The following is a 23,554-nucleotide window of genomic DNA, read 5'->3' as shown; positions in this document are numbered from 1 at the left end:
TATACATACTATCACATTTATAAATACGCTATTTTCAAGCAAAAAATAATGGAGCTATAGCTCCATTATTTAAAGTCATTATCAAGTAATTTAGAATGTCATAAAAACTGTAGAATAGTCACAGCTATCATTTAAACCATCTGATTTCATATCTCTCAAATATTCATAGTAGAAATTTGTATTTTCGTATATTACAGAATTATCCTGAGCATTTTTTTGCAAATCAGCTTTAGTAAACTTTTTAGAATCAAACATTTTAAATCCTCCTTTAACATATTTTGATAGGTAATATATAAATTTTCACTGGCCAGATGAAAATATATCTATCTTATATAAAACTCAAGGGTAATAAAAAAAACAGTCCTTCTGCCTGGGGCGAGAAGTCTGTTCGCGGTACCACCCAATTTTTTACTCAATTACATAACGGCTTGCACCGGCACAGCTTACTCTTGTTTCAGCCTGCAGCTTAAGGGTGATCTTCAATGCGAAGCATTTATGAGTTTTCACCATTCCTCACTCTCTTTAAAATATTTTTCGCATTTACATGTCCCTTTCCTCGCTGTTAAAATATAAAATTTTACATCCATTTTAAACTATAAAAAAAACAGTCCTTCTGCCTGGGGCGAGAAGTCTGTTTCGCGGTACCACCCAATTTTTTACTCAATTACATAACGGCTTGCACCGGCACAGCTTACTCTTGTTTCAGCCTACAACTCAAGGGTGATTTTCAATATGAAATATTTATGAGTTTCCACCATTCCTCACTCTCTTCAAAATATAATTCATATTTACATATCCCTATCTTTGTTTTTAATTTGTATGTAATTTTACTACATATGTTCATATAAGTCAATACTTTTTTATAAAATTTAAAAAATTCTATCTATCCGAACCCCACCACTTTATTATAAAGTTCAATGGGTAAGCCGACAGAAGAAGTTCCACAGAGCATGCGGCGGGATGTGATGGATCTGATTGCCCAGTAACCAATAAAACTTTGGATAATTATTTAAGAAAATAAGATCTGCCATTACAGACAGATCTTATTTTCTAGTTTAATTTTCTCTGTTTCAATTTTTCCTTGAGTTCTTCAATGGAATTGCTTTTCACTGCATCTTCAAATACGGAATTCAAAGTATCTTCATCTTCTATTTTCTTTATTCTGGACATATAAGACGTATCTGAAAATTTAATATTAAGAAGCGTCTGTAAATTACTTATCAGAGTTTCTCTGCGCCCTTTTTCAATTCCTTTCTTCTCTACTGCTGGATCGTAAAAAGACTTTAGCATCTTACTCACCTCTTCTTCTACATTTTTATTATTACAATAGTTTCGATTCAGATATGCCATTAAATTCTGAATAGCTATAAGCATACTATTAAAATCATTATCCATAATTTCTTTCCTGCTGTTAAGCCTGGATATTTCTTTGGCAAGTTTATACGACAAGTTCTTGGCTTCCTTAAGTACATCGTCAAATTCGGACCTGCCGGTATCTTTCTTACGTTTCAGGTGCTCAAATATTTTTCTGAATTTAAATACCTGGAGCGGCAGCAATATATATAGCTTTTCTTCAATCAGATTTATATCAGTATATTCCCAATATTTCATAACAGGGACACTATAATCGACCTTCTCTCCACCTGGAAATATAATCTTAAGTCTCAATTCATCCTTTATTTTTGAATTTTCCTCTATAAAGATAACCAGCTGTTTGGGAAAATATACTACTTTAATATTATTTTCCAATATACTGTTGTTTTTACCTATGTGAAACCCATATTGAAACATCCTTATCGCCATTGAAGTATCATTTTTTGTCTGGAACTCTATATGATATACTGTTTTTTTCTCTTCCTACAAAAAGTTCAGGATCAAATCAGCCTTTATAAAATCATAATTGAAATCTTCCAGTGGAAATTCCGTCTTCCCGTATGTAACAGCCACATCACCATAGCAATAATCTGTACCAAACATCCTGTTTATAAAATTTATAAGTACCTGCTGTGATGTTGAAAACAGTGCCTTTAAAATTCCATCCAGTTTCACTTCTTCGTTTTTGCTCATTTATATTTCACCTACTTGTATTATACCAAATTTTTAGATAACTTGGAATATAATTTAATTAGATTGAGTAAGTAAAATATTTTTAGGCAGAAAATAAGGAAAGGCCTCCAGCAATTACCTGACTGGAAGGTCTTTTATAATAAAAAACAATTGACATATATATTCTACATATGTAGAATATATATAAAGGAGGTGACTTATGTTGTCAATTAAAAAAATTCCGGAATCGGAATTAGAAGTTATGAAAGTCATCTGGTCTAGCAAGATTCCTGTATCTTCAAAAGAAATAGTTAAAATTATGGAAGAAAAAAAAGGTTGGAAAAATACAACCATATTAACGCTTCTTTCACGTTTGGCAAAGAAAAAGTTTATAACTGTAGCAAAGGGAAAGAAGATCACTTATTATACACCGGTTGTACTAGAAGATGAATACCGCAGATTTGAAACCAGGGAATTTTTTAAAAAAGTTCACAGAAGTTCTTTAAAAAGTTTCATTACTACCCTGCACGAAGATAATGATATTACCGATGATGATCTGGATGAACTGGATAAGTGGATTAAAAGCAGGTGACAGTTATGATGGAAATGTTCATGAAAAATCTATTACAGATATCTTTATTCGGGAGCATAGAAATTGTTGTTATTATAATTTTCGAAAAAACTCTGTCTAAAAGATATACATGTGGATTTTGTTATTATATATGGTTAGCTGTAATAATCAAAATGATTTTACCTTTTAAAATTCCAATTTACGTATCACAAGAAATATATAAATTCTTTGGATATTCGCCTAATAATGTCAAAACTATGATGAATAATATAATTTGTCTAAATGATAATGTAGTAAATTATTTTATAATACTATTTTATTTATGGTTGACCGTTTCAATAATATTTCTAGTTTATCATATTATTTCTTATTTTGCTTTCAATAACAAAATCAAACATTTTATTTACGATGTATCTGACAATAATACTAAAAATATATATTTAAAGTTATTAAAAGAAATGCATATTAAGAAAAAAATTTCATTAAAGTATTGTACAGCAATTTCAACACCGTTAGGTATAGGAATATTCAATGCCAGCATAGTAATCCCCAACGTCTCATATGATGCTCATGCTTTAAAATATATTTTAAAGCATGAGCTTATGCATTATAAAAGGCATGACATAATATATAAGGTTGTAATATTAATAACTTTAGCAGTACATTGGTTTAATCCTTTAATTTACATAATGTTTAAGGCAATAAACAATGACTGTGAATTATCTTGCGATGAAGCTGTACTTAAAAAATCAAATGTGAAAGAAAGAAAATTATATGCATCAACCCTTGTTAATTCTTTAAGACTTAATAAAAATAATATAGCAAAACAGAATTTAATTACAAGTTTCAATAATAAGAATATGTTAAAAAGGAGACTAGAAAATATGTTGAATTTAAAAATAAGAAAAAAAGGTATAATTATAGGCGCTTTGGCTGCTATTATAACTGTATGTTCATCAGTAAGTTTAAATACTTTGGCACAAAGTAATATAAATGAAATCAATGCTGATAAAGCCAATACTAATGAAATAAGCACCAAAAAATTTCATGCAGGAGAAACTATACAGGGTATTACTATAATATCAGTTGATGAAGATGGGAAACCAACTAAAGTTAAGCATAAAAATAACTCTGTTTTAAATGAAGAAAAAGTTTTGAAAATTTTAGATCAGCCTGTTGAAGATAGTATAAAAGTCAAATCTTATAGTACTAAACCAGTACAATTTAGTGTATATACTTATGAAAATGCTCCTGCAGATGTAAAAGCACAATATGAAGCTGATGTTAGAGCTGTAAGTGGTAAAGTTTCCCCCTCAGATGAAATACTTGTACCTTTACCTCAACATTAATTCAATTACATTTACTAGAGCTCTCACTAAAATTGCTGTGTCAACTTACTGATACTATAGATTTCCCCTATAATATTAATCCAGGCTCCCTTAAAAGCTTTAAGTATATCACTTAAAATTGTTTTTCGACTATATTTATTATCTGTTGCATTAGCTACCTCAGATATAATATTTTCTAAGATTATGTTTATTTATAAATTTTCTTCGGACACATAGTAAATCCTGATATAATCTTGATTTCTAATCCGTTTGATAATATTATCAAGTCCAGCAGGCTTGCCTAATTTCTTAAGGCTTTATAATTTATTTTTTCCAGTAATTTAATAATAATTTGGGGGATGATATATTTGATTAAAAAAAAGGAATTCAATATTACGAGATACACTATGCTTATAACAATTATGCTGATTATTTTTTCTACTATCGCAGGAAGACTTTTTTTTCTGCAGGTGGTAGAAGGTCAGGAATATAAAGAGCGTTCCAACAATAAATCCATAAGACAAATTCCCAATGCAGCCCCCAGGGGAAAGATTCTGGATGTGAAAGGCAGTGTTCTGGCTACCAGTACCCAGGGATATATGCTGGTGTACAATCAGACAGATGATAGTGATAAGGTTTTTTTCACTACAATGAGCGAGGTATTTAAGATATTGGACGAAAGCGACGAAAATCAGCAGGACGATTTTGAGCTCAAGATAAATCCCTTTAGATTTGAATTCAGAAGTGACGATGAGGAAACCAGGAAAAATCTTGAAATTAAATTTAAAAGGGACAGGGGATTAAATGAGGATATCGAGAAAAGCATCAAAAGCAAGAATAAAAATATTTCTGATGATGAGCTAAAAGTTTTAGTCAACAAAGAACTTCTGAAGATATCTCCGGAAGATACTTTTAAAAAACTTGTGAAACAGTACAATATAAGCAGTGCCTATTCCCTGGAGCAGCAGAGAAGATTCATGATCGTGAAAGATACTTTATCAAGGATCTAGTGAAGAATTCCATAAAGGAAGGTAAAAGTGCTTTCAACAGGTCAAAGTACAGAGAGTTGTTTTTAGAGCTTGTAAAAGCAGATCCGAACAACAAAAAGGACATAAGCGGCAGCCAGATGGATAGCATGCTTGATGTATTGTACAGTATAACCATATCAGATGCCAATGCCCAGCTGAAGGTGCCGGCAAATATAGAAAATTCCGCCATAGGTCAGGGACTGAACCAGTTTACCCCTCTTCAGATAGCAAACTATGCTGCCACTATTGCCAACGGCGGCACCAGATATAAACTTCACCTGGTGAATCAATATCTGAATGTAGACGGCAAAGTCATCGAAAAGGTGAAACCTGAAATAATAGAGAAAACAGGTGTTAAAGCCGAGACAATATCATCAGTTAAACAGGGAATGAGTGCCGTTAATCAAAGCGGTACGGCTGCCCAGGTATTCAGCGGATTCCCCATAGCTACTGCAGGTAAAACAGGTACCGCCCAGAGTCTTGGCAATCAGGAGCAGGTGGGAAGAACCGACTATGCCGAATACATCGGTTTTGCTCCTCTTGACAAACCCCAAATAGCCGTATGTGTAGTGCTGTTTGACGGTGGCCAGGGAGGAGTGGGAGCAGCTTCTGTAGCCAGGGATATTTATTCTGCATATTATTCTATAAAATAAAATTCTATAACTTCATTTATTTCTGAGTAATATTCTATTATCTGTATACTGCCATGTTACTCTAATACTCATTTTAATTGTCATCTCAAAAATATCTTTACTTCCTTGTATTCTCTTTATACGTAAAGATGGATGAGATTGGTCAACATTCAGAGCCCTCAAAAGAACGCCTGCACAAGGAGGCGTTCTTGACATACATGCTTTTACAATGTATATTTTTAAAAACGCAGAATTAAATCACTGTCTCAAGCCGTTTTTCAATTCTCCAATAAATTCTTTCACACTATCCAGTATATCTCCTTTGCTTTTTCCTTCTGCTATCCTGTCAATCAGTGCACTTCCTACAATTATACCCTGGCAGTAGGGTTTGAATTTTTCGGCCATGGCTGCCGAGGATATTCCGAACCCAAGTGCCCTAGGTATATCAGTATAGCTTGAAACAATTTTCATGTATTCTTTTATGTCAGTGTTTATGGAGTTTCTCGCACCTGTGACTCCATTTACGGAAACGCAGTATACAAACCCTCTGGCACCCCTCACTATTTTTTCTATTCTCTCCTTGGATGTTGGTGCCACAAGAGGAATAAGGTATACTCCATATTTTTCTCCCATTGCTATAATATCTTTTCTCTCCTCTATTGGAAGATCCGGTATTATGAGGCCATCTATGCCGCAGCTGCTGCATTCTTTTATGAACTTCTCCATCCCATACTTGAATATGGAACTGTAATAAACCAGATATACGAGGGGCACCTGTGTTCTTTTCCTTATGTTTTTCACTGTGTCCATTATTTTGAATATCTTCACTCCATTTTTAAGTGCCCTGTTTGAAGATGCCTGTATTGTAACTCCATCTGCCAGAGGATCCGAATAAGGTATGCCCAGTTCTATTATATCCGCTCCTGAACTCTCCATAGCAAGTACGATTTCTACGGTAGTTTCCAAATCCGGATCACCTGCCGTTATAAAAGGTATAAGTGCCTTTTCACCTTTTTCCTTTAACTGACTGAATTTCAAATCTATCCTGTTCATTATAATTCCACCCCCATTATAGCTGCCATGGTATTCATGTCCTTGTCTCCTCTTCCTGATAAATTTATGATGATTATCTTGTCCTTGTCGAGTTCTGGAGCCAGTTTCATGGCATAAGCCACTGCATGTGCACTTTCAAGGGCAGGAATTATTCCCTCCACCCTTGAAAGATAGGTAAATGCTTCTACTGCCTCACTGTCCGTGGCGGATTCATAAACTGCCCTCTTTACATCATTGTAATAGGCGTGTTCCGGCCCCACTCCAGGGTAATCAAGACCTGCAGATATGGAATAGGCCGGAAGTATCTGCCCATCTTCATCCTGGAGTACATAGGTCATCATTCCGTGGATTACGCCTACAGAGCCCTTTTCTATAGTTGCTGCATGCTGATCCGTATCAAGTCCTTTTCCTGCTGCTTCCACTCCTATGAGTTTTACTGATTCATCTTCTACAAAAGGATAAAAAATACCCATGGAGTTACTTCCACCGCCTACACAGGCTATAATGTAATCAGGCAGTCTTCCTTCTTTCTCCAGGATCTGTCTTCTGGCCTCATCTCCTATGACTCTCTGGAAATCCCTCACCATGGTGGGATATGGATGAGGTCCCATTACGGATCCTATTACATAAAAAGTATCCTCTATATTAGAAACCCAGTTTCTCATGGCCTCATTTACCGCATCCTTCAGTGTTCCAGTTCCCGCAGTCACAGAGGTCACATCTGCCCCAAGTATTTTCATCTTGAATACATTAAGAGCCTGCCTTCTTATATCCTTTTCACCCATGAATATCTCACATTTCATTCCGAACAGAGCCGCCGCGGTTGCAGTTGCCACCCCGTGCTGTCCTGCACCTGTCTCAGCTATAACTTTCTTTTTACCCATTCTTCTGGCAAGGAGTACCTGTCCCAGGGCATTGTTTATCTTATGTGCCCCCGTATGGTTTAAATCCTCTCTTTTAAGGTATATCCTGGCTCCTCCCAGTTTTTTTGTCATATTCTCGGCAAAATACAGAGGATTTTCCCTTCCCACATATTCTTTAAGGTAATATCTGTATTCCTCCATGAATTTTTCATCCTCTATGGCCTCACTAAATTCCCTTTCCAATTCTGTAATTGCATTCATTATGGTTTCAGGAACGTATTGACCGCCGAATTTTCCAAATCTTCCTTCCATTATATACTCCTCACTTTCCCTATAAAATCTTTTATTTTCTTAAAACTTTTCATACCATTTTCCTCCACACCACCGGACACATCTACCACCTCCGGCCTCACAACTTTTATGGCCTGAACAATATTTTCTGAATTCAGTCCTCCCGCCAGTACCAATTTTTTGTCTATATGAATACCTTCCAGTACATTCCAGTTAAAACTCACGCCGGTACCGCCGTTTTTGCCTCTTACACTGCTGTCCAGCAGCACGGCTTCAATATCCAACTTGCATGTACTGTGTATTTTCTGCCAAATATCATTTTTGGACACATAGTTCACATTTACATGAACTGTTTTCCAGATATTAAAAGGGGTCAAACTGCTCAAATATTTTCCACCTTCAGCTCCATGAAGCTGAACTGCATCCAGCTTCAAAGCCCTGGCTGTATCAACTACTTCATTCACATCATTGTCTTTAAAAACTCCCACTCTTTTGATGTTGTTGTCCAATTTTTTTACAAGATCTTCTGCCTCACTTAAAGTTACCTTTCTTTTACTGTCACAGAATATAAATCCTGCATAATCCGGCAGCAGTTCATTTAAAATTTCTATATCAGCGCTCCTCCTTATCCCGCATATTTTTACCAGAGTCACAGGCTGCACCCCTTTCCATCCTGTTCACATCCTTGCATTTTTTACAAGCTCACGAATCCTGGATACATTATCTATATTTCTCATAAAAGTCTCACCTATAAGCACTGCATCTGCTCCAACACTTTTCAGATATTTTATATCTTTCTCATTTTTTATTCCACTTTCCGATACAATGGTAATGCCTGTGGGCATTCTTTTTATAAGCCTCTCCGTATTTTTTAAATTCTCCGAAAAGTCCTTCAGATTTCTGTTGTTTATACCTATGATATTACATTCTGCCTGCAGTGCAGTTTCAAGTTCTCTCTCGTCATGCACCTCCACCAGACATTGAAGTCCGATTTTTTCTGCCAGCTTGTAATACTCTTCCAGCTTATCTTTTAAAATTGCAGTTATAAGCAGCAGGGCATCTGCTCCAAGGGCCTTTGACTGATATATCTGGTATGGATCAACTATAAAATCCTTTCTCAGCACAGGTTTTGAATTTACTTTTTTAACCTCATCTATATACCTGTCATTTCCCTGGAAAAAATTCTTTTCCGTAAGTACGGAAACCGCATCTACATCCAAATCTTCATATATCCTCGCTATCTTCACCACATCAAAATCTTCCAGTATTACCCCCCTAGATGGAGAGGCCTTTTTTATTTCAGCAATAATGGATATCCCACTTTTGTCCAGTGATCTTTTAAAATTTCTTCTACTTGAATTTCCTGAGCTTTTGGCAAGTTTTGTCGCAGGCACAATCTGTTTTTCCACTTCAATCTGAGGTATTTTTTCTGCAACTATATCTTCAAGTATCACCTTATTTATCATCTCCTCATAATATAGGTATCTCTAACCGACAGCCCTGCTGCAATTCACAAGCTCCTGCAGCTTTTCATAGGCCCTTTTTGAATCTACAACTTCTCTTGCCATATCTATTCCCTCTGCTATGCTCCCGGAAACTTTTCCCACATAAAGGGCCGCTCCACTGTTCAAAAGCACAATATCCCTTTTGGGGCCTTTGCTGCCCTTGAGAATTTCAAGTATGAACTGTGCATTTTCAACGGCTGTGCCGCCTGCTATGTCATCCATACTGGATATCCTGATGTCAAAGTCTTCAGGATTTAAGGTATAATCTCTTATCTCACCATTTTTAAGCTCACTTGCATAGGTCTTCGATGTAGTACTTATCTCGTCCAGGCCGTCCTCTCCGCAAACCACCAGAGCTCTTTCACAGCCCAGATTCACAAGCACTTCAGCTGCCACATGGGTCAAGTTTTTATCGTATACTCCAAGTACCTGACCTTTTACAAATGCAGGATTCGTAAGAGGTCCCAGCATGTTGAACACGGTCCTTGTTCCCAATTCTCTTCTGGGACCTGCCACATTTTTCATGGCACTGTGATATCTCTGGGCAAAAAGAAATGCCATACCATTTTCATCTATGCTTTTCCGGGCATCCTCCGGATTTAAATTTATATCAAATCCCAGCTTTTCAAGTACATCTGCACTCCCGCTTTTACTGGACACCGCTCTGTTGCCGTGCTTTGCCACCTTCACTCCTGCTGCAGCAGCAACTATTGCAGCAGCAGTTGATATATTAAAAGTTCTTCCGCCATCTCCGCCGGTTCCACAGGTATCGATGACATACTCAGAGTCAAGCTTTAAAGGCAGGGCATTATCTCTCATTGCTCTGGCAAAGCCCGTTATCTCCTGAACGGTTTCCCCCTTTATCCTGAGAGCTATCAAAAATCCTCCTATTTGAGAGTCAGTTGCCTTTCCCTGCATTATCTCATTCATGGAATCATAGGCTTCTTTTTCTCCCAGATCATTTCCACTTATAACATCTCTAATTATTTCCTGCAGCATTACAAATCCCCTCCACAAAATTTTTAATAATTGTCTTTCCACTTTCCGTAAGAATGGACTCAGGGTGAAATTGAAGTCCATAGACTCTATATTTTTTATGTCTTACAGCCATTATTTCCCTGTCATCAAGGCTTTCACCAATTATGTCAAGTTCCCCGGGAAGACTTTTTCTCTCTAACACCAGAGAATGATACCTCATCACATCTATGGAATTTTTCAAATGTTCAAATATTTTGCTCTGCTTTAAAGCTACTTTTGATGTCTTCCCGTGCATTATATGCCCTGCTCTCACCACACTGCCTCCATAGGCACAGCCTATAGCCTGATGTCCAAGGCATATGCCCAGAATCGGTACCTGAGGTCCAAATTTCCTGACAACATCTATGCATATACCTGCATTTTCAGGTATTCCAGGTCCCGGGGACAGTATTATCCCCTCCGGATTAAGCACATCTATTTCTTTCAAAGATATCCTGTCGTTTCTCACAACTTTTATATCTTCATAGATCTCTCCAACATACTGGTAGAGATTGTAGGTAAAAGAATCATAATTATCTATCAAAAGTATCATCATATCACCTCTATCATGGCTCTGGCCTTGTTTAACGTTTCCCTATATTCATTTTCGGCAACGGAATCATAGACGATACCTGCCCCGGATTGAACATAAGCATATCCGTCCTTAAAAAGTATGGTCCTTATTGCAATACAGGTATCCATATTTCCATTAAAGGAAAAATATCCTACAGCCCCTGAATAAATTCCCCTTTTGCTGTTTTCCAGTTCGTCAATTATTTCCATGGCCCTTATCTTTGGAGCTCCGGATACAGTTCCCACTGGAAGGCAGGATATCAGGGCGTCTACATCTCCTAGATTCTTCTCCAGTCTGCCTGATACCTTTGAAACTATGTGCATTACGTGGGAATAAAGGCCCACATCCATAAATTTATCCAGATTTACACTTCCGAATTCACTTATCTTTCCTATATCATTTCTTCCCAGATCCACCAGCATCACATGCTCTGCTCTCTCTTTTCCATCATTTAAAAGTTCCTGCTTAAGCTTTATATCCTCCTCTGCACTTTTGCCTCTGGGCCTGGTGCCTGCTATGGGGTTGGTGATCACTGTGCCGTTTTTCACAGATACAAGACTTTCAGGTGACGACCCGGCTATTTCAAATTCCCCAAAATCAATATAGAATAGATAAGGGGATGGATTCTCCGATCTGAGTCTTCTGTACACATCAAAGGGATGGGAAGTGCTCTTTGATTTCAGCCTCTGGGATAAAACCACCTGGAATATGTCACCGGATTTTATATACTCTCTGGCTTTTTCCACCATTTTGCAGTATTTCTTCTCAGTGACATTGGAAGTAACCTGCTTTTCAGTGCCTTTTTCCTCCAGTCTGTGAAATGAATTTCCTCTGCCCACCATATCCTTTAGCTGCTCCAGCTGAAGCTCTACTTCCTGGTAAGTTATACTGTCACCTTCCATAAAATTGTAAATTAAATAGATCTCATGCTTGAAGTGATCATAACAGATAAATTTTTTATAAAACATCATGTAGGATTCCGGTGTTTCAATATCATCTTTATTTTCATCAGGTAATTTCTCATACTGCCTTACAACGTCGTAGCCTACATACCCTACTGCCCCCCCTGTAAATGGAATGGAAAGTCCCGGAGCTTCATAGGGAACATTTAAATATTTTTTAATGTAATCAAGTATTTTCCCTTTTATATTTTTAAATAATCCTTTTTTCTCCACGCATATGTTACTTCCACAGCTTTTCATTTTCATATAGGGATCCATACCTATAAAAGAGTATCTTCCTATTTCATTTTCAGAATATATGCTCTCCAGCAGAAATTTATTTTTTCCGTCTAAGTTGTAATAAATACTTATAGGAGTTGTCTCATCCCCGCTGCTCTTTATGAACAGGGGAAAATTTTTCTTTAAGCTTTTATATCTGTAAAACTCCTCTTCAGATAAATTTAACATTTTACCACCTTCTCCATATCGATTAGTAAATTAAATACAAAAAAGCCATTTCATCCACAAACTGGGACGAAATGACCGCGGTGCCACCCATTATTAATTTGTAAAACAGATTTTGAGAAATAAAAAAGCATTCCATCCAAAAGGACGAAATGCAAAATTTCGCTGTACCACCTATCTACAAACTATCTCATTCAGGTACGGATTTTACTCGATACCCTGTCCTTTTAACGGTAGACTACCGTCTCCTGCTACTATCATTTCGCAGGGCACCTCGAAGACCCATTCAATACAGGCTACAGCATTCGGCTCACACTGCCCCGAACTCGCTTGAACTAAATTCCTCTACCTACTCTTTCTTCTCATAAGTTTTAGCAGTTAAATTATTTTATATACTATACCACTTTTTCAGGATTGTCAATATAAAATTTTAATTTTGTTGCTAACTTGACAACTAAAAAATGGAGGTATACAATAAGTTAGTATTCTTAAGATTAGAATTCTAACTATATGAAGGGCGATGTGTATGACATACGAAGAACTACAAGAGTTACATGAACTGTTGTTTAAAACCATGGGTTTGTTCCACGAAAAATTTCTCCGCCAATTTCCAAAAGAAAGTCGTAAGTATCAAGGAATTAAAAAAAATCACATCATGATCATAGGCTTCCTCTATCAGAATCATGTTCTCACTGCAACCCAAATTGCAAAGATGCTCAATATGGAGAAAGGTAGCTTAACCACCTTAATCGATCAATTAGAGAAGTCTGGTCTGGTTATTCGCTGTGATGACGCTAACGACCGCCGAAAAACCTTGATATCCCTTACAAATGACGGAAAATTAGAAATAGAAGATATAATGAAAAACTCCATTCAGTGTATGGGAAAAATCTTAGGTAATACAGAACCCAGTGAGCTAATGAAGTTTGTTGATAGTCTTAAATATGCTGTAGAATTCATGCAAAAAATTAAGAAGGTGAATTGAAAAATGGATAGTACAATGGAACTTAGAGATGCAAAAATTAGTAGACTGCTGTGGAAATTTTCCTGGCCAGCTGTTATCGCCATGCTAGTAAACTCTATATATAACATTATCGACCGTATGTTTGTAGGCCGTGGGGTAGGTTCAATTGCTATTGCAGCTATAACCGTAGCCTTTCCAATTATGCTTATTCTCATGGCGGTATCTGTTCTAATTGGTGTTGGAGCTACATCGCTTATCTCCATCCGCCTGGGAGAAAAAAAGCCGGAAGAAGCTGAAAAAATCGCTGGAAATGCTCTGTTGTTGTTAATATTGCTGCCAATATGTATAAGCATTATTTATTTTCTTTTTACTAATCCTATTTTAAGTTTTTTTGGAGCCAGTGCTAAAACTTTACCTTATGCCAAAGATTTTACCCATATTATAATGCTAGCTTCGGCTTTGGGCTCTATAAGCATGGGAATGGTCAATTTTATCAGAGCTGAGGGTAATCCTAAAATGGCCATGTATACCCAGGTGATTGGAACTGTAATCAATATAGTCTTAAATTATATTTTTGTAATAAGATTAGGCATTGGAATTAAAGGATCAGCATTGGCGACTATCTGCGGTCAGATATTTTCATCGATTTGGGTGTTAAGTTATTTCCTTTGGGGTCATAGTTTACTTAAAATACGACTTAAGAATCTCAAATTGCAGAAAAATATAGTCATTAGTATCGTATCTATTGGCTTTGCCCCATTTTCAATGCAATTGGCCAATAGTCTTCAAAATCTTATCTTGAATAGAGCATTAACAACCTATGGTGGCGATATAGCACTTTCAGCCATGGGCATTGTTGGAAGTATATCCACCCTAATGTTTATGCCTATTCTCGGTATCAGCCAAGGCGCCCAGCCTATAATCGGTTTTAACTATGGCGCTCAGCAATTCGATAGAGTAAAAGAAGCCTTGAAAAAGGCAGTAATTGTGGGTACAATCATAGCAGTAGTCAGCACTGCAGTAGTGCATATATGGCCTACTCAAATTGCCAATATGTTTAATAACAATAATATAGAGCTAACCCGACTCGCTGCCCATGCAATGTCAATCTTTTTTTTAATGTTTCCTGTGGCCGGCTTTCAAATTGTCTGTTCCCAATACTTTCAGGCAGTTAACAAGCCAATTCAATCCACAATTTTAGGATTATCCAGACAGTTGTTGTTATTGATTCCTCTATTGCTGATATTGCCGCATTTTTGGGGCATTGAAGGTGTATGGAGGACTCCGCCTATAGCTGATATTTCATCTGCTCTCATAACTGCAGGTGTTATCTACCTGGAAATGAAACACATAAATAGAGAAGAAATTATTCAAACTGTTGAGTTGGAAAAAGCTGTCGTTAAAAAATAAACACAAAATTAATGTAAAAAACTTTATTTTTGGTGAGGAGATACTTGACTTTTTATTCTCTTGTATTCTCCCAATTTGCAACATATTCTTCTAGTATGCTGTGAATAATTTCTCCTATTTGTGAATAGGATTCATCATCTAAATTTGCAAGAGATATCCTTATGGACCACTTAGGACCATGAAACCCGCTTCCCCCCAGAAGTACTATTGAAGATTCCTCTGCCAGCTTCAAGAGAACATCTATAGGTTTATAATTATCTTTCAAGTAATCTGCAAACTCTCCTCCATAGTTTTGTTCTGCCCATTCCAGGAGATCAAACTGGGCATAATATGAAGCATCAAAGGAATTTTCATCTAATTCAAGCCCCAGCCCATTAAATAACAACTTTTTCCGCCTGTGACATATGGAATTGACCAGATCCTTATATCTATTTCTTTTATCCACCAAAGCAAACAGCGCGAAAAAAGCCATTTGAACCTGCTGCGGCGTAGACAATCCTGCTGTATGATTAAGGGCTACCTGTCTGCTGTCCGCCACTATTCTGTCTATAAAAGGAATTTTTTCAGATTCCGTTGAAAGTGCCGCATACCTCCTCTTTGCCCTTTCTTTTTTGTCCTCATCCTGCTGGCCCAATAATTTATCAAATACATTGTCTTCATACAGTGCAATAGTTCCAAGTCTCCATCCCGTTACTCCAAAGTACTTGGAAAATGAATACACTCCTATGGTATTATATGGCAGATCTGCCATCAGAGAATGAAAATTCTCTACAAAAGTTCCATACACATCATCTGATATAATCATCAAATCAGGATTACTCTTTTCTACAATCTCCTTCAATCCTTTTACTATAACAGGCCTCATAGCTATAGAAGGCGGATTACTTGGATTCACTATAAATAATGCTTTTATACCAGGATCTGAAATCTTTTTTAATTCTTCATAGGAATATTGTCCTGTAACTTCATTGGCCATCAGTTCCACAACTTCAAAATCATATCTTGGCAAGTGCGGAATTTCCAGATATGGAGTAAAAATGGGAACCATAATTGCTATTTTATCCCCTTTAGACAGCATGTTATTGGCTATAAGGCTGTCAAAAATATAGCACATACCTGCAGTGGCCCCCTCTACCGCAAAAAGATTGAATTTCCTTTCAAGTGGTTCATTATAACACAATTCTTGAATAAGATAATCGTGGACAACGCTTTCTACATGCCTGAGTATCCTTCCTGGCTGTGGATAATTGTCCCCAATAATTCCATCTGTCAGCTCATATATCCATTCGTCCTCATCAAATCCCTTTATGGTAATTCCGTAATTTATCATCTTCTCAAGTGTTTCCATCCCCGGTTCACTTTTGTTTTTTCTCATGAAATTTAAAAATCTAGCTGCAATTCCATCCCTTTTCGGCATACCTGCCAGATCATTGTCATTCCATACCCTCCTACTCTCTTCTACAGCAAAATGCCCAAAGGTAAAAAAGGCCTCTCTGGGTGCAGCTGAAATCCAATTTGGATTTCCTCTTCCTGCATCTAAAAGGGAATGTATTCCTGCCTCCTTAGATTCTTCGGCCAAGCTTATCAACCTATTTTTAAGTTCAAAGGGACTTACTTTTCCATATATAGCTTCTATTTCTCTACGTTGAATGTTATAATTACCCATGATTTTCTCTCCTACAATCTATTATTTTAATATTTCCTCACTTTACATCTACCATACATCGATTGGTTCATTTAAAAATATATGCTACTGTATATTATTTTCATGAGAAAATATATTATGTATCCATAAAAAAGGATTTAGCAACTGCCAAATCCTTTTCTCCCCTATATCCTGAGCACGTCTTCCATACCATAAATTCCAGATTCTTTCGCTTCTAAAAAAAGTGCTGCCCTGCATGCTCCTCTGGCAAAACATTCCCAATTGTATGCATGGTGAGTAATTTCAAGTCTCTCTCCCATAAGACCAAATATAACAGTGTGGCTGCTTGATATGTCCCCGGCCCTTACCGAGTGAAATCCTATGGTTCCCTCTTTTCTTGGCTCTTCGCCCTCTCTTCCATAAACGGCCACCTCTTTTAGATTTTTTCCAAGAACTTTAGCCATAATCTCTCCCATTTCCCTTGAAGTTCCGCTGGGGGCGTCTTTTTTATATCTGTCATGCATTTCTATTATTTCTATATCCGACATGTTTCCTATAGCTTGTGCTGAAATTTTCAAAAGTTCATACATGAGATTTACCACCATGGAAGTATTAGCGGCAATTATAAGTGGTATATGCTTTGAAAGCTTCTTTATCTCATCGTATTGATTTTCCGAAAATCCAGTGGTACCGCAAACAACTCCTTTCTTATACTCCAATGCTTTTCTCATAACCTCCATGGAAAATTTCGGTGTAGTATAGTCAATTACAGCATCACATCTTTCTATAACGGATTCCAAATCATCTGTCACTTCAGCCCCTATAGATTTGCCCAACCCAGATACCAATCCCACATCCTTTCCTATATAATCTCTTCCCTTTGGAGCCACAGCTGAGACTACTTTCAATCCATCAGTATTCTCAGCCATTTTTACAATAAGTCTTCCCATTTTCCCCCTAGGTCCCGTCACTAGTATATTCATATACAATCCCACTCTCCATCCTCTGTTCACTTTTAATTTCACTCTATAATATACCCATATAAAAGGCAATACACTATGTAAAAAATTTCTCAAATTCTTATTATTTCAGCCCTTTCCAACGCACTGTAATGAGTATATCCTGCTATATGAAGAGGTGTGTCACCAAGTTCACCATCTATATGCATATCTCCAAGGCAAGGATAACTATGCCAATATTTGGCCAGGGCTCTTCTCGCTTCTTCTCCTAGTTTTTTCCCCTCCAGATGCCTGGCTATATTGTAACCATTTCCACAGGGCGCAGATATGATAACTTCTGCTTTCCTTATTATATTTCTGTTGTCTACAAACAATCTGAAATTCGGTTTTCCTATTTTAAAAGTATCTATAAATTCATTTATAAGAGGAAATTTTCCATAATTCAATGTACAAAATGGTTTGGGAAATGCATACTGCAGACGGTTTTTTTTGCATTCATCCACTAACTTTTCCCTTGTCCATTTAGATACCCACTTTCCACTCTCACAAGCTGCTATTAATGCTTTTCCGCCACTATTATGCAGCAATTTTGGAATCTCAACTATTATATCCTCATGTATTCCCAACAACACAGCTATATCATGTTCCTTAAATTTACTTGGAAGATATTTCAATGGAAAATCCTCAAATTTTCTATATAAGTCAGGAAGCTTTACTATTTCACTTATACTATCTTTAAAATTTAATTTGTACCTTCCCCTACACCACATACATCTCCTGCCGCATACTGTACATACCTCTTTAGAATCAATCATATTAGGTATGAATTTTGAATTTGCAAACCTGCTGTCCGTTTTTATATAAAATTCATTTTCAGGTAATTTACTGCTTTTTTCGGAACAGACTATAAGCATCTTCATCATCTTTCCTCCCATATATAAAGCATTGTTTTACACGATATATCATATTGCAAAAATTTTCAGTAATTTTGGTGCTGACTAAAAGGACTCAAGTTTTACCATTATTTTTATAAACACTGAAAAACTCAAGCCCTATTTTATTACAACATTTCTATAAATGCGGATATCCTGGTTTTTATCTGGCCTATATCTGCCTGGGAGTAATCCGTTTCAATGTTCATATAAGGTATATTCTTTTTTTCCGTAACAAATTTTTTCATCCCATAGGACTCCACACTGTAAGTATGACATGCTTGGAGAATTACATCTACTACACCGTCAACCTTGTATTCATCAATAAGCTCTGATATAAGCTTTGTCCTATTGTCATTGGGAGTCATGCAGGAGCAGCCTATATTTAAATATTTTTCAGTAAGTGCATCTATCGGCTCTCTATCCTCATCTACCAGTCTACTGGTTTCCTTTATACCTGTACAATTTTCATAGCAAACCACTACCCCGCCATTTCCCTCTATGGCATTTATTATCTTTTCAGTTGACTCTCCTAAAGGACATCCTGTCACAAGTATTCTTTTAGCATCTTGTGAAACCTTTTCTGCCCCATTTTTCTGTTCTTTTACAACATCATCTATCAAATTATATATTTCCTCTATCTCTGCATCCTTGTCCCATTTAAAAGAAGCACCACTTAAAACTCTAAGCATTTCAAGTCCAGTTATAGGCGGTGGATCCATCTTTCCCAATGCGGAAAATGCCATTAAAGCTTTTCTTTCCTTATTTCTTACTTTTATAGATTCCCGAATTTCTTGTTCCGTTATGCTGACGCCAAACTCCTTCTCCAAGTGGCTTTTAAGCTTTAATATTTCATTCTTCCATAACTTAAAGGAATCCTCACCTGCACTGGTTTGGGGAAGCTGCATAACATGTACATTCTTCACTTTGGATAAATATTCATACATTTTCTTTTTTCCATCACAGGTAGTCTCTCCTACTATAAGATCAGAAAAATAAAAATAAGGGCACTTGTCAGTTATTGCAAATCCATAGCTGGATTTTATGAGAGGACATAAATTTCTAGGAAGATATTTTTCAGCATCTTCTATGGTTTCATCACTTTTAGCACAAAGGGACACAGATACTGCACCAGAAGCATTTATAATCTCCCAGGGGGTAAACGTGCAAAAAGTACCTACGACTTTTTTGCCCTCATCTTTGAGGTTTTTTATTCTTATAAATCCCTTTTTTCTAGAATCGCTAAAATCATCAAACACTTTCGGCAGATCATTCATATTAAAATCTCCTTTACCATTGTATTTATTCTATAATTTTAACATGAATCACTGCACACTTTCAATTATTCCGCCTCCAATTAAAATATCTCCACTGTAAAATACTACAGATTGACCTCTTGTAATGGCTCTCTGTTTTTCTGAGAACTCAACCCTTACCCTTTTTTCATCCTCCATACTTATAGTTGCTTCTGCAGGTACAGCAGAATATCTTATTTTGGCCTGAACTTTCATGGGTTTTTCCAATTTTTCAAAAGCCATAAAATTTACATCCACTGCAATTAAATTTTTTTTAAATATATCCTCCTGTTTCCCAAGCACAACTTCATTTGCAGCCGGATTTATATCTACAACATACATAGGCGTTCCCAAAGCTATTCCAAGACCCTTTCTCTGTCCTATAGTATAATAGACTACTCCTTTATGTTTCCCAAGTACATTTCCATTTTTGTCTACAAAATTACCTTCCTTAATCTTACCGGGTACACATCTTTTTATATAAGAACCATGATCATTATCAGGTATAAAACATATCTCCTCGCTGTCCTTTTTATTATGAACCCCAAGGCCTATATCTTTTGCTATTTTTCTTATTTCTTCCTTATTATATACACCACAGGGCATGAGTGTATGCGCCAGTTGAAATTGACTCAAATTGTAAAGAGCATAGGTTTGATCCTTTTTAACGTCTTTTGATTTTTTCAGGACATACCTTCCATTTACTTTTTCCACCGTAGCATAGTGACCTGTAGCCACATAATCTGCACCCAGCTCCACCGCTCTTTTTAAAAGCTCCTCAAATTTTATATACTTATTACAAGCTACGCAGGGATTGGGAGTTCTGCCTTTCACATATTCATCTATAAAATAATCTATTACATTCCGTTTAAATACATCTCTAAAATTCATAACATAGTAAGGAATTTTCAAATGGTATGCTACAGCTCTGGCATCATCTACCGCACTCAGGGAACAGCACCCTCCCTCCATACCTTGATAATAATCGTCATCCTGCCATACCTGCATGGTAGCTCCTATAACGTCATATCCCTGTTTTTTCAAAAGATATGCTGCCACAGAACTGTCCACACCTCCGCTCATACCCACTACTACTTTTTTTACCATATTTATCACCTGTTCCACTTAGAAGAAATTATCTAATGTGATCTTTCATTCCATCTTTTATTACTTTTTCTAAAGTCAGAAACCCTGCGGCTTAGGACCTTTATCACATAGTCCACGTCATCCTCTGTAGTTTTTGCCCCTAAAGTAAGCCTTAGAGAGCTTTTGGCTTCTTTCTCAGAAAGCCCAATTGCAGTGAGTACATGGGAAGGTTCTACTGCTCCTGCGGAACATGCACTCCCCGTGGAAACATATATACCTTCACGGTCCAGAGACATGACCATGATTTCACCATCTACAAATTCAAAACTTATATTCACGTTACCTGGCAGTCTGCAGGTTCTATCTCCATTTAAACTAGCATACGGTATTTTCAAAAGCCCATCTATTAGCTTATCTCGTAAATATATTAGTCTCTTTCTCTCTTCATCCATATTTGAAGCTGCAATCTCCAATGCTTTCGACATACCAACTATACCTGCAATATTTTCTGTACCGGCCCTTCTCCCTCTCTCTTGAGAACCCCCATGAATTAGACTGTCTATCTTAGTTCCCCTTTTTATATAAAGAGCTCCCATACCCTTTGGGCCATAAAATTTATGTGATGCCATCGAGAGCAAATCTATATTCATAGACTGCACATCGATGGGAACATTTCCCACAGCTTGAACTGCATCAGTGTGAAATAGAACTCCCTTTTTCCTGCAGATTTTACCTATATCACTTATTGGCTCTATAGTGCCTATTTCATTATTTGCAAACATAACAGACACAAGTATAGTATCCTTCGTAATTAAATTTTCAAGCTCCTGTAAATCAATTTTTCCAAATTTATCCACAGAGAGATAGCTTACTTTAAAGCCATGATTTTCTAGATATCTACATGTATTCAATACGGCATGATGTTCTATTTTTGTAGTTATTATATGTCTTCCCCTATTTTTATTAGCCAGTGCTACTCCCTTTATAGCCCAATTGTCGGCTTCAGAACCTCCACTTGTAAAAAATATTTCATCTTTATTTGCATTTATAATCTTTGATATACCCTCTCTGGCTTTAGCTATTGCCATTTTAGTTTTTCTTGATATATAATAAACCGAAGAAGGGTTGCCAAAATTCTCAGTAAAATATGGATTCATCTCCGCCAAAACCTCTGGCTTAACAAAGGTGGTAGCTGCATAATCCATATATATTTCTCTCTTCATCGATTGTCCCTCCCATATAATAAAATTTTTATACAGTTTATGCATAAATGTAGTAAGTTACTGCAATATAATAATTCTATTTTTAAATAGAGTTTTTGTCAACATAAGCGAAATTCAAATTATTATAAAATATCTAATTTAGGATAGGAAAGGATTTTATCATATGAAAATAAAAATAGCAGTATATGGAAATAAAGATTCCATTTTATCTGGTATCAACTACTGCAGCTGCAAAGACTCAAGTTGTTTTAAATGTTCAAACTGCTCAAATTGCAAATCCGGCAAAAATGAGAGTTCATCAGACAAATTGATCTTTAGAAGAACTTACGATCTATATGGCAATTTAAAAAATTTTCTAGAAATAAGTGATGTAGCACAAAATATAGATATAAAATTTATAGAATTAAGTAATCTCAATTTTTCAACTGATGATGCTAAGGTAAAAAAAGTTATAGAACAAGGATTTACCCCACCTATAACAGTAATAGACGGCATAATAAGATATTACGGTGGAATTTCCAATATACTTGTTTACAGAGATGTAAAAGAACTTCTAAATTAAATATCAAAGTCGAAATTTCTTCATATCATGCAAAATATATAGACAATATGCATGCCATTTTATATAATTAAAATATAGGTAGCAGAGTAAATATTATGCATAAAGTGTTAGAGAATGGGAGGTTGTCTCTAAACGAAAAGCTTAAATGCATTACATTATTGATTTAAAGCTTATGATATAATATTGCTTCCGCTGTTACATTAAAGGGATCTTGTATTTACCTCTTTTCTCTTTAATGTGACCACATTAAAGAGAAAAGAGGTGTTTCTATTGAAAATCAATTAACTCCTTGTAAAGTTAGATCAAATAAACACTGGAGGTAAAAGATATGAAAAATAGAATGAATACAAAATTTCTCGTTACTACTGCCGTATTTATTGCCATTGCACTTGTCTTAAGATCTTTTTCCATATTAATAGCTGCAGGTGGTATACTCACTATGAGAATAAGTTTTAGTGCCATATTCTATGTAATGCCGGGACTTCTGTTCGGCCCGCTTTATGGCGGAATTGCAGGAGGACTGGTAGATATATTGGGATACATAATAACTCCCATGGGGGCATATATTCCCCTGCTTACCATCACCAATGTAATTGCCGGCTTTTTACCTGCTGTTATATGGAAACGTATTAAGAACACTGAAGAGCATAAAATAATAAATTATTACAATGCATTTTTTATACTCTTATTTCTAATAGGTTTATTCAATTTTATGGTAACAAAACTTGCAGCCCAGTCCTATTTGGGCAAATTATTAATATCACTGGGTACAAAGTCTCAGTATATGGTCGCCGGCTTCATGCTTATAGGCGTTATAGGAATAGTACTGTTTATTATAAATATGTTCATTAAAAAGGGAACTGGAAAAGCCCGTGATTTCATAAACAGCAACTATTTTAAACTGGCCATCTCCCTTGGAATTTCCGGAATTATTGTTTCCACTGCAAATACTTGTATTTTGCTGATATTCACTCCAGCTCTTATGACAAAAGGATTTATGATTATGTGGATACCACGGATAGTACAAACTCTGCTCATGACTATAGTAAATTCCTACATCATATGTATACTTTTGTATTCCTATGAATTATTTGAGGGTAGAATAGTAAAAAAAGCTTAAAACAAAAGGAAATTGTCTCATGGCAAAGTTTGAGACAATTTCTT

General features: G+C 36.2%; 24 protein-coding genes, 1 riboswitch and 3 other annotated features. Of the genes, 8 read left to right on the top strand and 16 right to left on the bottom strand.

What is annotated here, in order from left to right; genetic code table 11:
- Nucleotides 1–90 precede the first annotated feature (90 nt).
- From LN736_RS11155 to LN736_RS11145, 3 genes are all read right to left on the bottom strand, one after another.
- The gene (locus tag LN736_RS11155) at nt 91–255 is read right to left on the bottom strand and encodes a hypothetical protein (RefSeq protein WP_179977541.1); all 165 of its coding nucleotides are present in this window, start codon (nt 253–255) and stop codon (nt 91–93) included.
- Nucleotides 256–368: 113 nt separating this feature from the next.
- Nucleotides 369–566: a binding site (T-box leader), on the bottom strand.
- A 49-nt stretch (nt 567–615) separates the two neighbouring features.
- Nucleotides 616–814, bottom strand: a binding site (T-box leader).
- 236 nt (nt 815–1,050) lie between these two features.
- The gene (locus tag LN736_RS11150) at nt 1,051–1,791 is read right to left on the bottom strand and encodes a hypothetical protein (protein WP_229981548.1); all 741 of its coding nucleotides are present in this window, start codon (nt 1,789–1,791) and stop codon (nt 1,051–1,053) included.
- A 66-nt stretch (nt 1,792–1,857) separates the two neighbouring features.
- Nucleotides 1,858–2,067 (bottom strand): hypothetical protein, encoded by a 210-nt coding sequence (locus LN736_RS11145; RefSeq protein WP_229981547.1) that lies wholly within the window; start codon nt 2,065–2,067, stop codon nt 1,858–1,860.
- Nucleotides 2,068–2,269: 202 nt separating this feature from the next.
- On the opposite strand from LN736_RS11145, the gene LN736_RS11140 reads away from it, so the two are divergent.
- The 4 genes from LN736_RS11140 (at nt 2,270) to LN736_RS19205 (ending at nt 5,626) form a co-directional block, all read left to right on the top strand.
- Entirely contained in the window at nt 2,270–2,638 is a 369-nt protein-coding gene (locus LN736_RS11140) for a BlaI/MecI/CopY family transcriptional regulator (RefSeq protein ID WP_150356133.1), read from the top strand.
- Between the two features lie 20 nt (nt 2,639–2,658).
- Complete coding sequence (locus LN736_RS11135) at nt 2,659–3,966, top strand: M56 family metallopeptidase (RefSeq protein ID WP_229981546.1); 1,308 nt, start codon at nt 2,659–2,661, stop codon at nt 3,964–3,966.
- Nucleotides 3,967–4,313: 347 nt separating this feature from the next.
- Nucleotides 4,314–4,955, top strand: coding sequence for a hypothetical protein (locus LN736_RS19210; protein WP_407647154.1), 642 nt, complete (start codon nt 4,314–4,316; stop codon nt 4,953–4,955).
- Entirely contained in the window at nt 4,955–5,626 is a 672-nt protein-coding gene (locus LN736_RS19205; protein WP_407647153.1) for a penicillin-binding transpeptidase domain-containing protein, read from the top strand. The genes LN736_RS19210 and LN736_RS19205 overlap by 1 nt, the downstream gene beginning before the upstream one ends.
- A gap of 237 nt (nt 5,627–5,863) precedes the next feature.
- Here LN736_RS19205 and trpA read toward each other — a convergent pair whose 3' ends face one another.
- The 7 genes from trpA to trpE are packed head-to-tail and all read right to left on the bottom strand — an operon-like array spanning nt 5,864 to nt 12,317.
- Nucleotides 5,864–6,658, bottom strand: a complete 795-nt coding sequence (gene trpA, locus LN736_RS11125; RefSeq protein WP_150356114.1) for a tryptophan synthase subunit alpha — start codon at nt 6,656–6,658, stop codon at nt 5,864–5,866.
- Nucleotides 6,658–7,833, bottom strand: coding sequence for a tryptophan synthase subunit beta (gene trpB / locus LN736_RS11120; protein WP_150356115.1), 1,176 nt, complete (start codon nt 7,831–7,833; stop codon nt 6,658–6,660). The genes trpA and trpB overlap by 1 nt, the downstream gene beginning before the upstream one ends.
- On the bottom strand, nt 7,833–8,465 hold the full coding sequence (locus LN736_RS11115; protein ID WP_229981545.1) for a phosphoribosylanthranilate isomerase: 633 nt from the start codon (nt 8,463–8,465) through the stop codon (nt 7,833–7,835). Before LN736_RS11115 ends, trpB begins: the two co-directional genes overlap by 1 nt.
- A gap of 24 nt (nt 8,466–8,489) precedes the next feature.
- Nucleotides 8,490–9,266, bottom strand: a complete 777-nt coding sequence (gene trpC / locus LN736_RS11110) for an indole-3-glycerol phosphate synthase TrpC (RefSeq protein ID WP_150356117.1) — start codon at nt 9,264–9,266, stop codon at nt 8,490–8,492.
- Nucleotides 9,267–9,299: 33 nt separating this feature from the next.
- Nucleotides 9,300–10,316, bottom strand: a complete 1,017-nt coding sequence (gene trpD / locus LN736_RS11105; protein WP_150356118.1) for an anthranilate phosphoribosyltransferase — start codon at nt 10,314–10,316, stop codon at nt 9,300–9,302.
- Nucleotides 10,297–10,887: an anthranilate synthase component II gene (locus LN736_RS11100; RefSeq protein WP_150356119.1), complete on the bottom strand. Its 591-nt coding sequence runs from the start codon at nt 10,885–10,887 to the stop codon at nt 10,297–10,299. The genes trpD and LN736_RS11100 overlap by 20 nt, the downstream gene beginning before the upstream one ends.
- A complete protein-coding gene (gene trpE / locus LN736_RS11095) occupies nt 10,887–12,317 on the bottom strand; it encodes an anthranilate synthase component I (protein WP_150356120.1) in 1,431 nt (476 codons plus the stop codon). The genes LN736_RS11100 and trpE overlap by 1 nt, the downstream gene beginning before the upstream one ends.
- Nucleotides 12,318–12,376: 59 nt before the next feature.
- Nucleotides 12,377–12,689: a binding site (T-box leader), on the bottom strand.
- A 151-nt stretch (nt 12,690–12,840) separates the two neighbouring features.
- On the opposite strand from trpE, the gene LN736_RS11090 reads away from it, so the two are divergent.
- Together LN736_RS11090 and LN736_RS11085 are read left to right on the top strand one after the other, a co-directional pair.
- Nucleotides 12,841–13,299, top strand: a complete 459-nt coding sequence (locus LN736_RS11090; protein ID WP_150356121.1) for a MarR family winged helix-turn-helix transcriptional regulator — start codon at nt 12,841–12,843, stop codon at nt 13,297–13,299.
- Nucleotides 13,300–13,302: 3 nt separating this feature from the next.
- A complete protein-coding gene (locus tag LN736_RS11085) occupies nt 13,303–14,688 on the top strand; it encodes an MATE family efflux transporter (RefSeq protein ID WP_150356122.1) in 1,386 nt (461 codons plus the stop codon).
- Between the two features lie 52 nt (nt 14,689–14,740).
- Here the strand turns inward: LN736_RS11085 and aspD are convergent, their stop codons facing one another.
- From aspD to nifS, 6 genes are all read right to left on the bottom strand, one after another.
- On the bottom strand, nt 14,741–16,354 hold the full coding sequence (gene aspD, locus LN736_RS11080; RefSeq protein WP_229981544.1) for an aspartate 4-decarboxylase: 1,614 nt from the start codon (nt 16,352–16,354) through the stop codon (nt 14,741–14,743).
- 164 nt (nt 16,355–16,518) lie between these two features.
- Nucleotides 16,519–17,316 carry a 4-hydroxy-tetrahydrodipicolinate reductase gene (dapB, locus tag LN736_RS11075; protein WP_229981543.1) on the bottom strand — a complete coding sequence of 266 codons (798 nt, stop codon included), beginning with the start codon at nt 17,314–17,316 and terminating at the stop codon, nt 16,519–16,521.
- Between the two features lie 89 nt (nt 17,317–17,405).
- Nucleotides 17,406–18,212 carry a DUF166 domain-containing protein gene (locus tag LN736_RS11070; protein WP_150356125.1) on the bottom strand — a complete coding sequence of 269 codons (807 nt, stop codon included), beginning with the start codon at nt 18,210–18,212 and terminating at the stop codon, nt 17,406–17,408.
- Between the two features lie 140 nt (nt 18,213–18,352).
- The gene (locus tag LN736_RS11065; protein ID WP_150356126.1) at nt 18,353–19,501 is read right to left on the bottom strand and encodes a double-cubane-cluster-containing anaerobic reductase; all 1,149 of its coding nucleotides are present in this window, start codon (nt 19,499–19,501) and stop codon (nt 18,353–18,355) included.
- A gap of 48 nt (nt 19,502–19,549) precedes the next feature.
- Complete coding sequence (gene mnmA, locus LN736_RS11060) at nt 19,550–20,626, bottom strand: tRNA 2-thiouridine(34) synthase MnmA (RefSeq protein WP_150356127.1); 1,077 nt, start codon at nt 20,624–20,626, stop codon at nt 19,550–19,552.
- A 32-nt stretch (nt 20,627–20,658) separates the two neighbouring features.
- On the bottom strand, nt 20,659–21,828 hold the full coding sequence (nifS, locus tag LN736_RS11055; RefSeq protein ID WP_229981542.1) for a cysteine desulfurase NifS: 1,170 nt from the start codon (nt 21,826–21,828) through the stop codon (nt 20,659–20,661).
- A 163-nt stretch (nt 21,829–21,991) separates the two neighbouring features.
- Between nifS and LN736_RS11050 the strand changes: the two genes are divergently transcribed.
- A complete protein-coding gene (locus tag LN736_RS11050) occupies nt 21,992–22,390 on the top strand; it encodes a hypothetical protein (RefSeq protein ID WP_150356129.1) in 399 nt (132 codons plus the stop codon).
- A gap of 80 nt (nt 22,391–22,470) precedes the next feature.
- Nucleotides 22,471–22,587: riboswitch (THF riboswitch) on the top strand.
- Nucleotides 22,588–22,718: 131 nt separating this feature from the next.
- A complete protein-coding gene (locus LN736_RS11045; protein ID WP_150356130.1) occupies nt 22,719–23,510 on the top strand; it encodes a folate family ECF transporter S component in 792 nt (263 codons plus the stop codon).
- Nucleotides 23,511–23,554: the final 44 nt, after the last annotated feature.

Origin of the sequence: Clostridium aromativorans (assembly GCF_020908015.1) — a bacterium.
GTDB lineage: Bacteria > Bacillota > Clostridia > Clostridiales > Clostridiaceae > Clostridium_B > Clostridium_B aromativorans.
This window is presented reverse-complemented; position numbering and strand designations above follow the sequence as displayed.

What these genes read in the sequence shown, in the direction of transcription:
- LN736_RS11155 (WP_179977541.1), bottom strand. Translation starts at nt 255, where the DNA reads ATGTTTGATTCTAAAAAGTTTACTAAAGCTGATTTGCAAAAAAATGCT.
- LN736_RS11150 (WP_229981548.1), bottom strand. Translation starts at nt 1,791, where the DNA reads ATGTTTCAATATGGGTTTCACATAGGTAAAAACAACAGTATATTGGAA.
- LN736_RS11145 (WP_229981547.1), bottom strand. Translation starts at nt 2,067, where the DNA reads ATGAGCAAAAACGAAGAAGTGAAACTGGATGGAATTTTAAAGGCACTG.
- LN736_RS11135 (WP_229981546.1), top strand. Translation starts at nt 2,659, where the DNA reads ATGAAAAATCTATTACAGATATCTTTATTCGGGAGCATAGAAATTGTT.
- trpA (WP_150356114.1), bottom strand. Translation starts at nt 6,658, where the DNA reads ATGAACAGGATAGATTTGAAATTCAGTCAGTTAAAGGAAAAAGGTGAA.
- trpB (WP_150356115.1), bottom strand. Translation starts at nt 7,833, where the DNA reads ATGGAAGGAAGATTTGGAAAATTCGGCGGTCAATACGTTCCTGAAACC.
- trpD (WP_150356118.1), bottom strand. Translation starts at nt 10,316, where the DNA reads ATGCTGCAGGAAATAATTAGAGATGTTATAAGTGGAAATGATCTGGGA.
- LN736_RS11100 (WP_150356119.1), bottom strand. Translation starts at nt 10,887, where the DNA reads ATGATACTTTTGATAGATAATTATGATTCTTTTACCTACAATCTCTAC.
- trpE (WP_150356120.1), bottom strand. Translation starts at nt 12,317, where the DNA reads ATGTTAAATTTATCTGAAGAGGAGTTTTACAGATATAAAAGCTTAAAG.
- LN736_RS11090 (WP_150356121.1), top strand. Translation starts at nt 12,841, where the DNA reads ATGACATACGAAGAACTACAAGAGTTACATGAACTGTTGTTTAAAACC.
- LN736_RS11085 (WP_150356122.1), top strand. Translation starts at nt 13,303, where the DNA reads ATGGATAGTACAATGGAACTTAGAGATGCAAAAATTAGTAGACTGCTG.
- aspD (WP_229981544.1), bottom strand. Translation starts at nt 16,354, where the DNA reads ATGGGTAATTATAACATTCAACGTAGAGAAATAGAAGCTATATATGGA.
- dapB (WP_229981543.1), bottom strand. Translation starts at nt 17,316, where the DNA reads ATGAATATACTAGTGACGGGACCTAGGGGGAAAATGGGAAGACTTATT.
- LN736_RS11070 (WP_150356125.1), bottom strand. Translation starts at nt 18,212, where the DNA reads ATGAAGATGCTTATAGTCTGTTCCGAAAAAAGCAGTAAATTACCTGAA.
- LN736_RS11065 (WP_150356126.1), bottom strand. Translation starts at nt 19,501, where the DNA reads ATGAATGATCTGCCGAAAGTGTTTGATGATTTTAGCGATTCTAGAAAA.
- mnmA (WP_150356127.1), bottom strand. Translation starts at nt 20,626, where the DNA reads ATGGTAAAAAAAGTAGTAGTGGGTATGAGCGGAGGTGTGGACAGTTCT.
- nifS (WP_229981542.1), bottom strand. Translation starts at nt 21,828, where the DNA reads ATGAAGAGAGAAATATATATGGATTATGCAGCTACCACCTTTGTTAAG.
- LN736_RS11050 (WP_150356129.1), top strand. Translation starts at nt 21,992, where the DNA reads ATGAAAATAAAAATAGCAGTATATGGAAATAAAGATTCCATTTTATCT.
- LN736_RS11045 (WP_150356130.1), top strand. Translation starts at nt 22,719, where the DNA reads ATGAAAAATAGAATGAATACAAAATTTCTCGTTACTACTGCCGTATTT.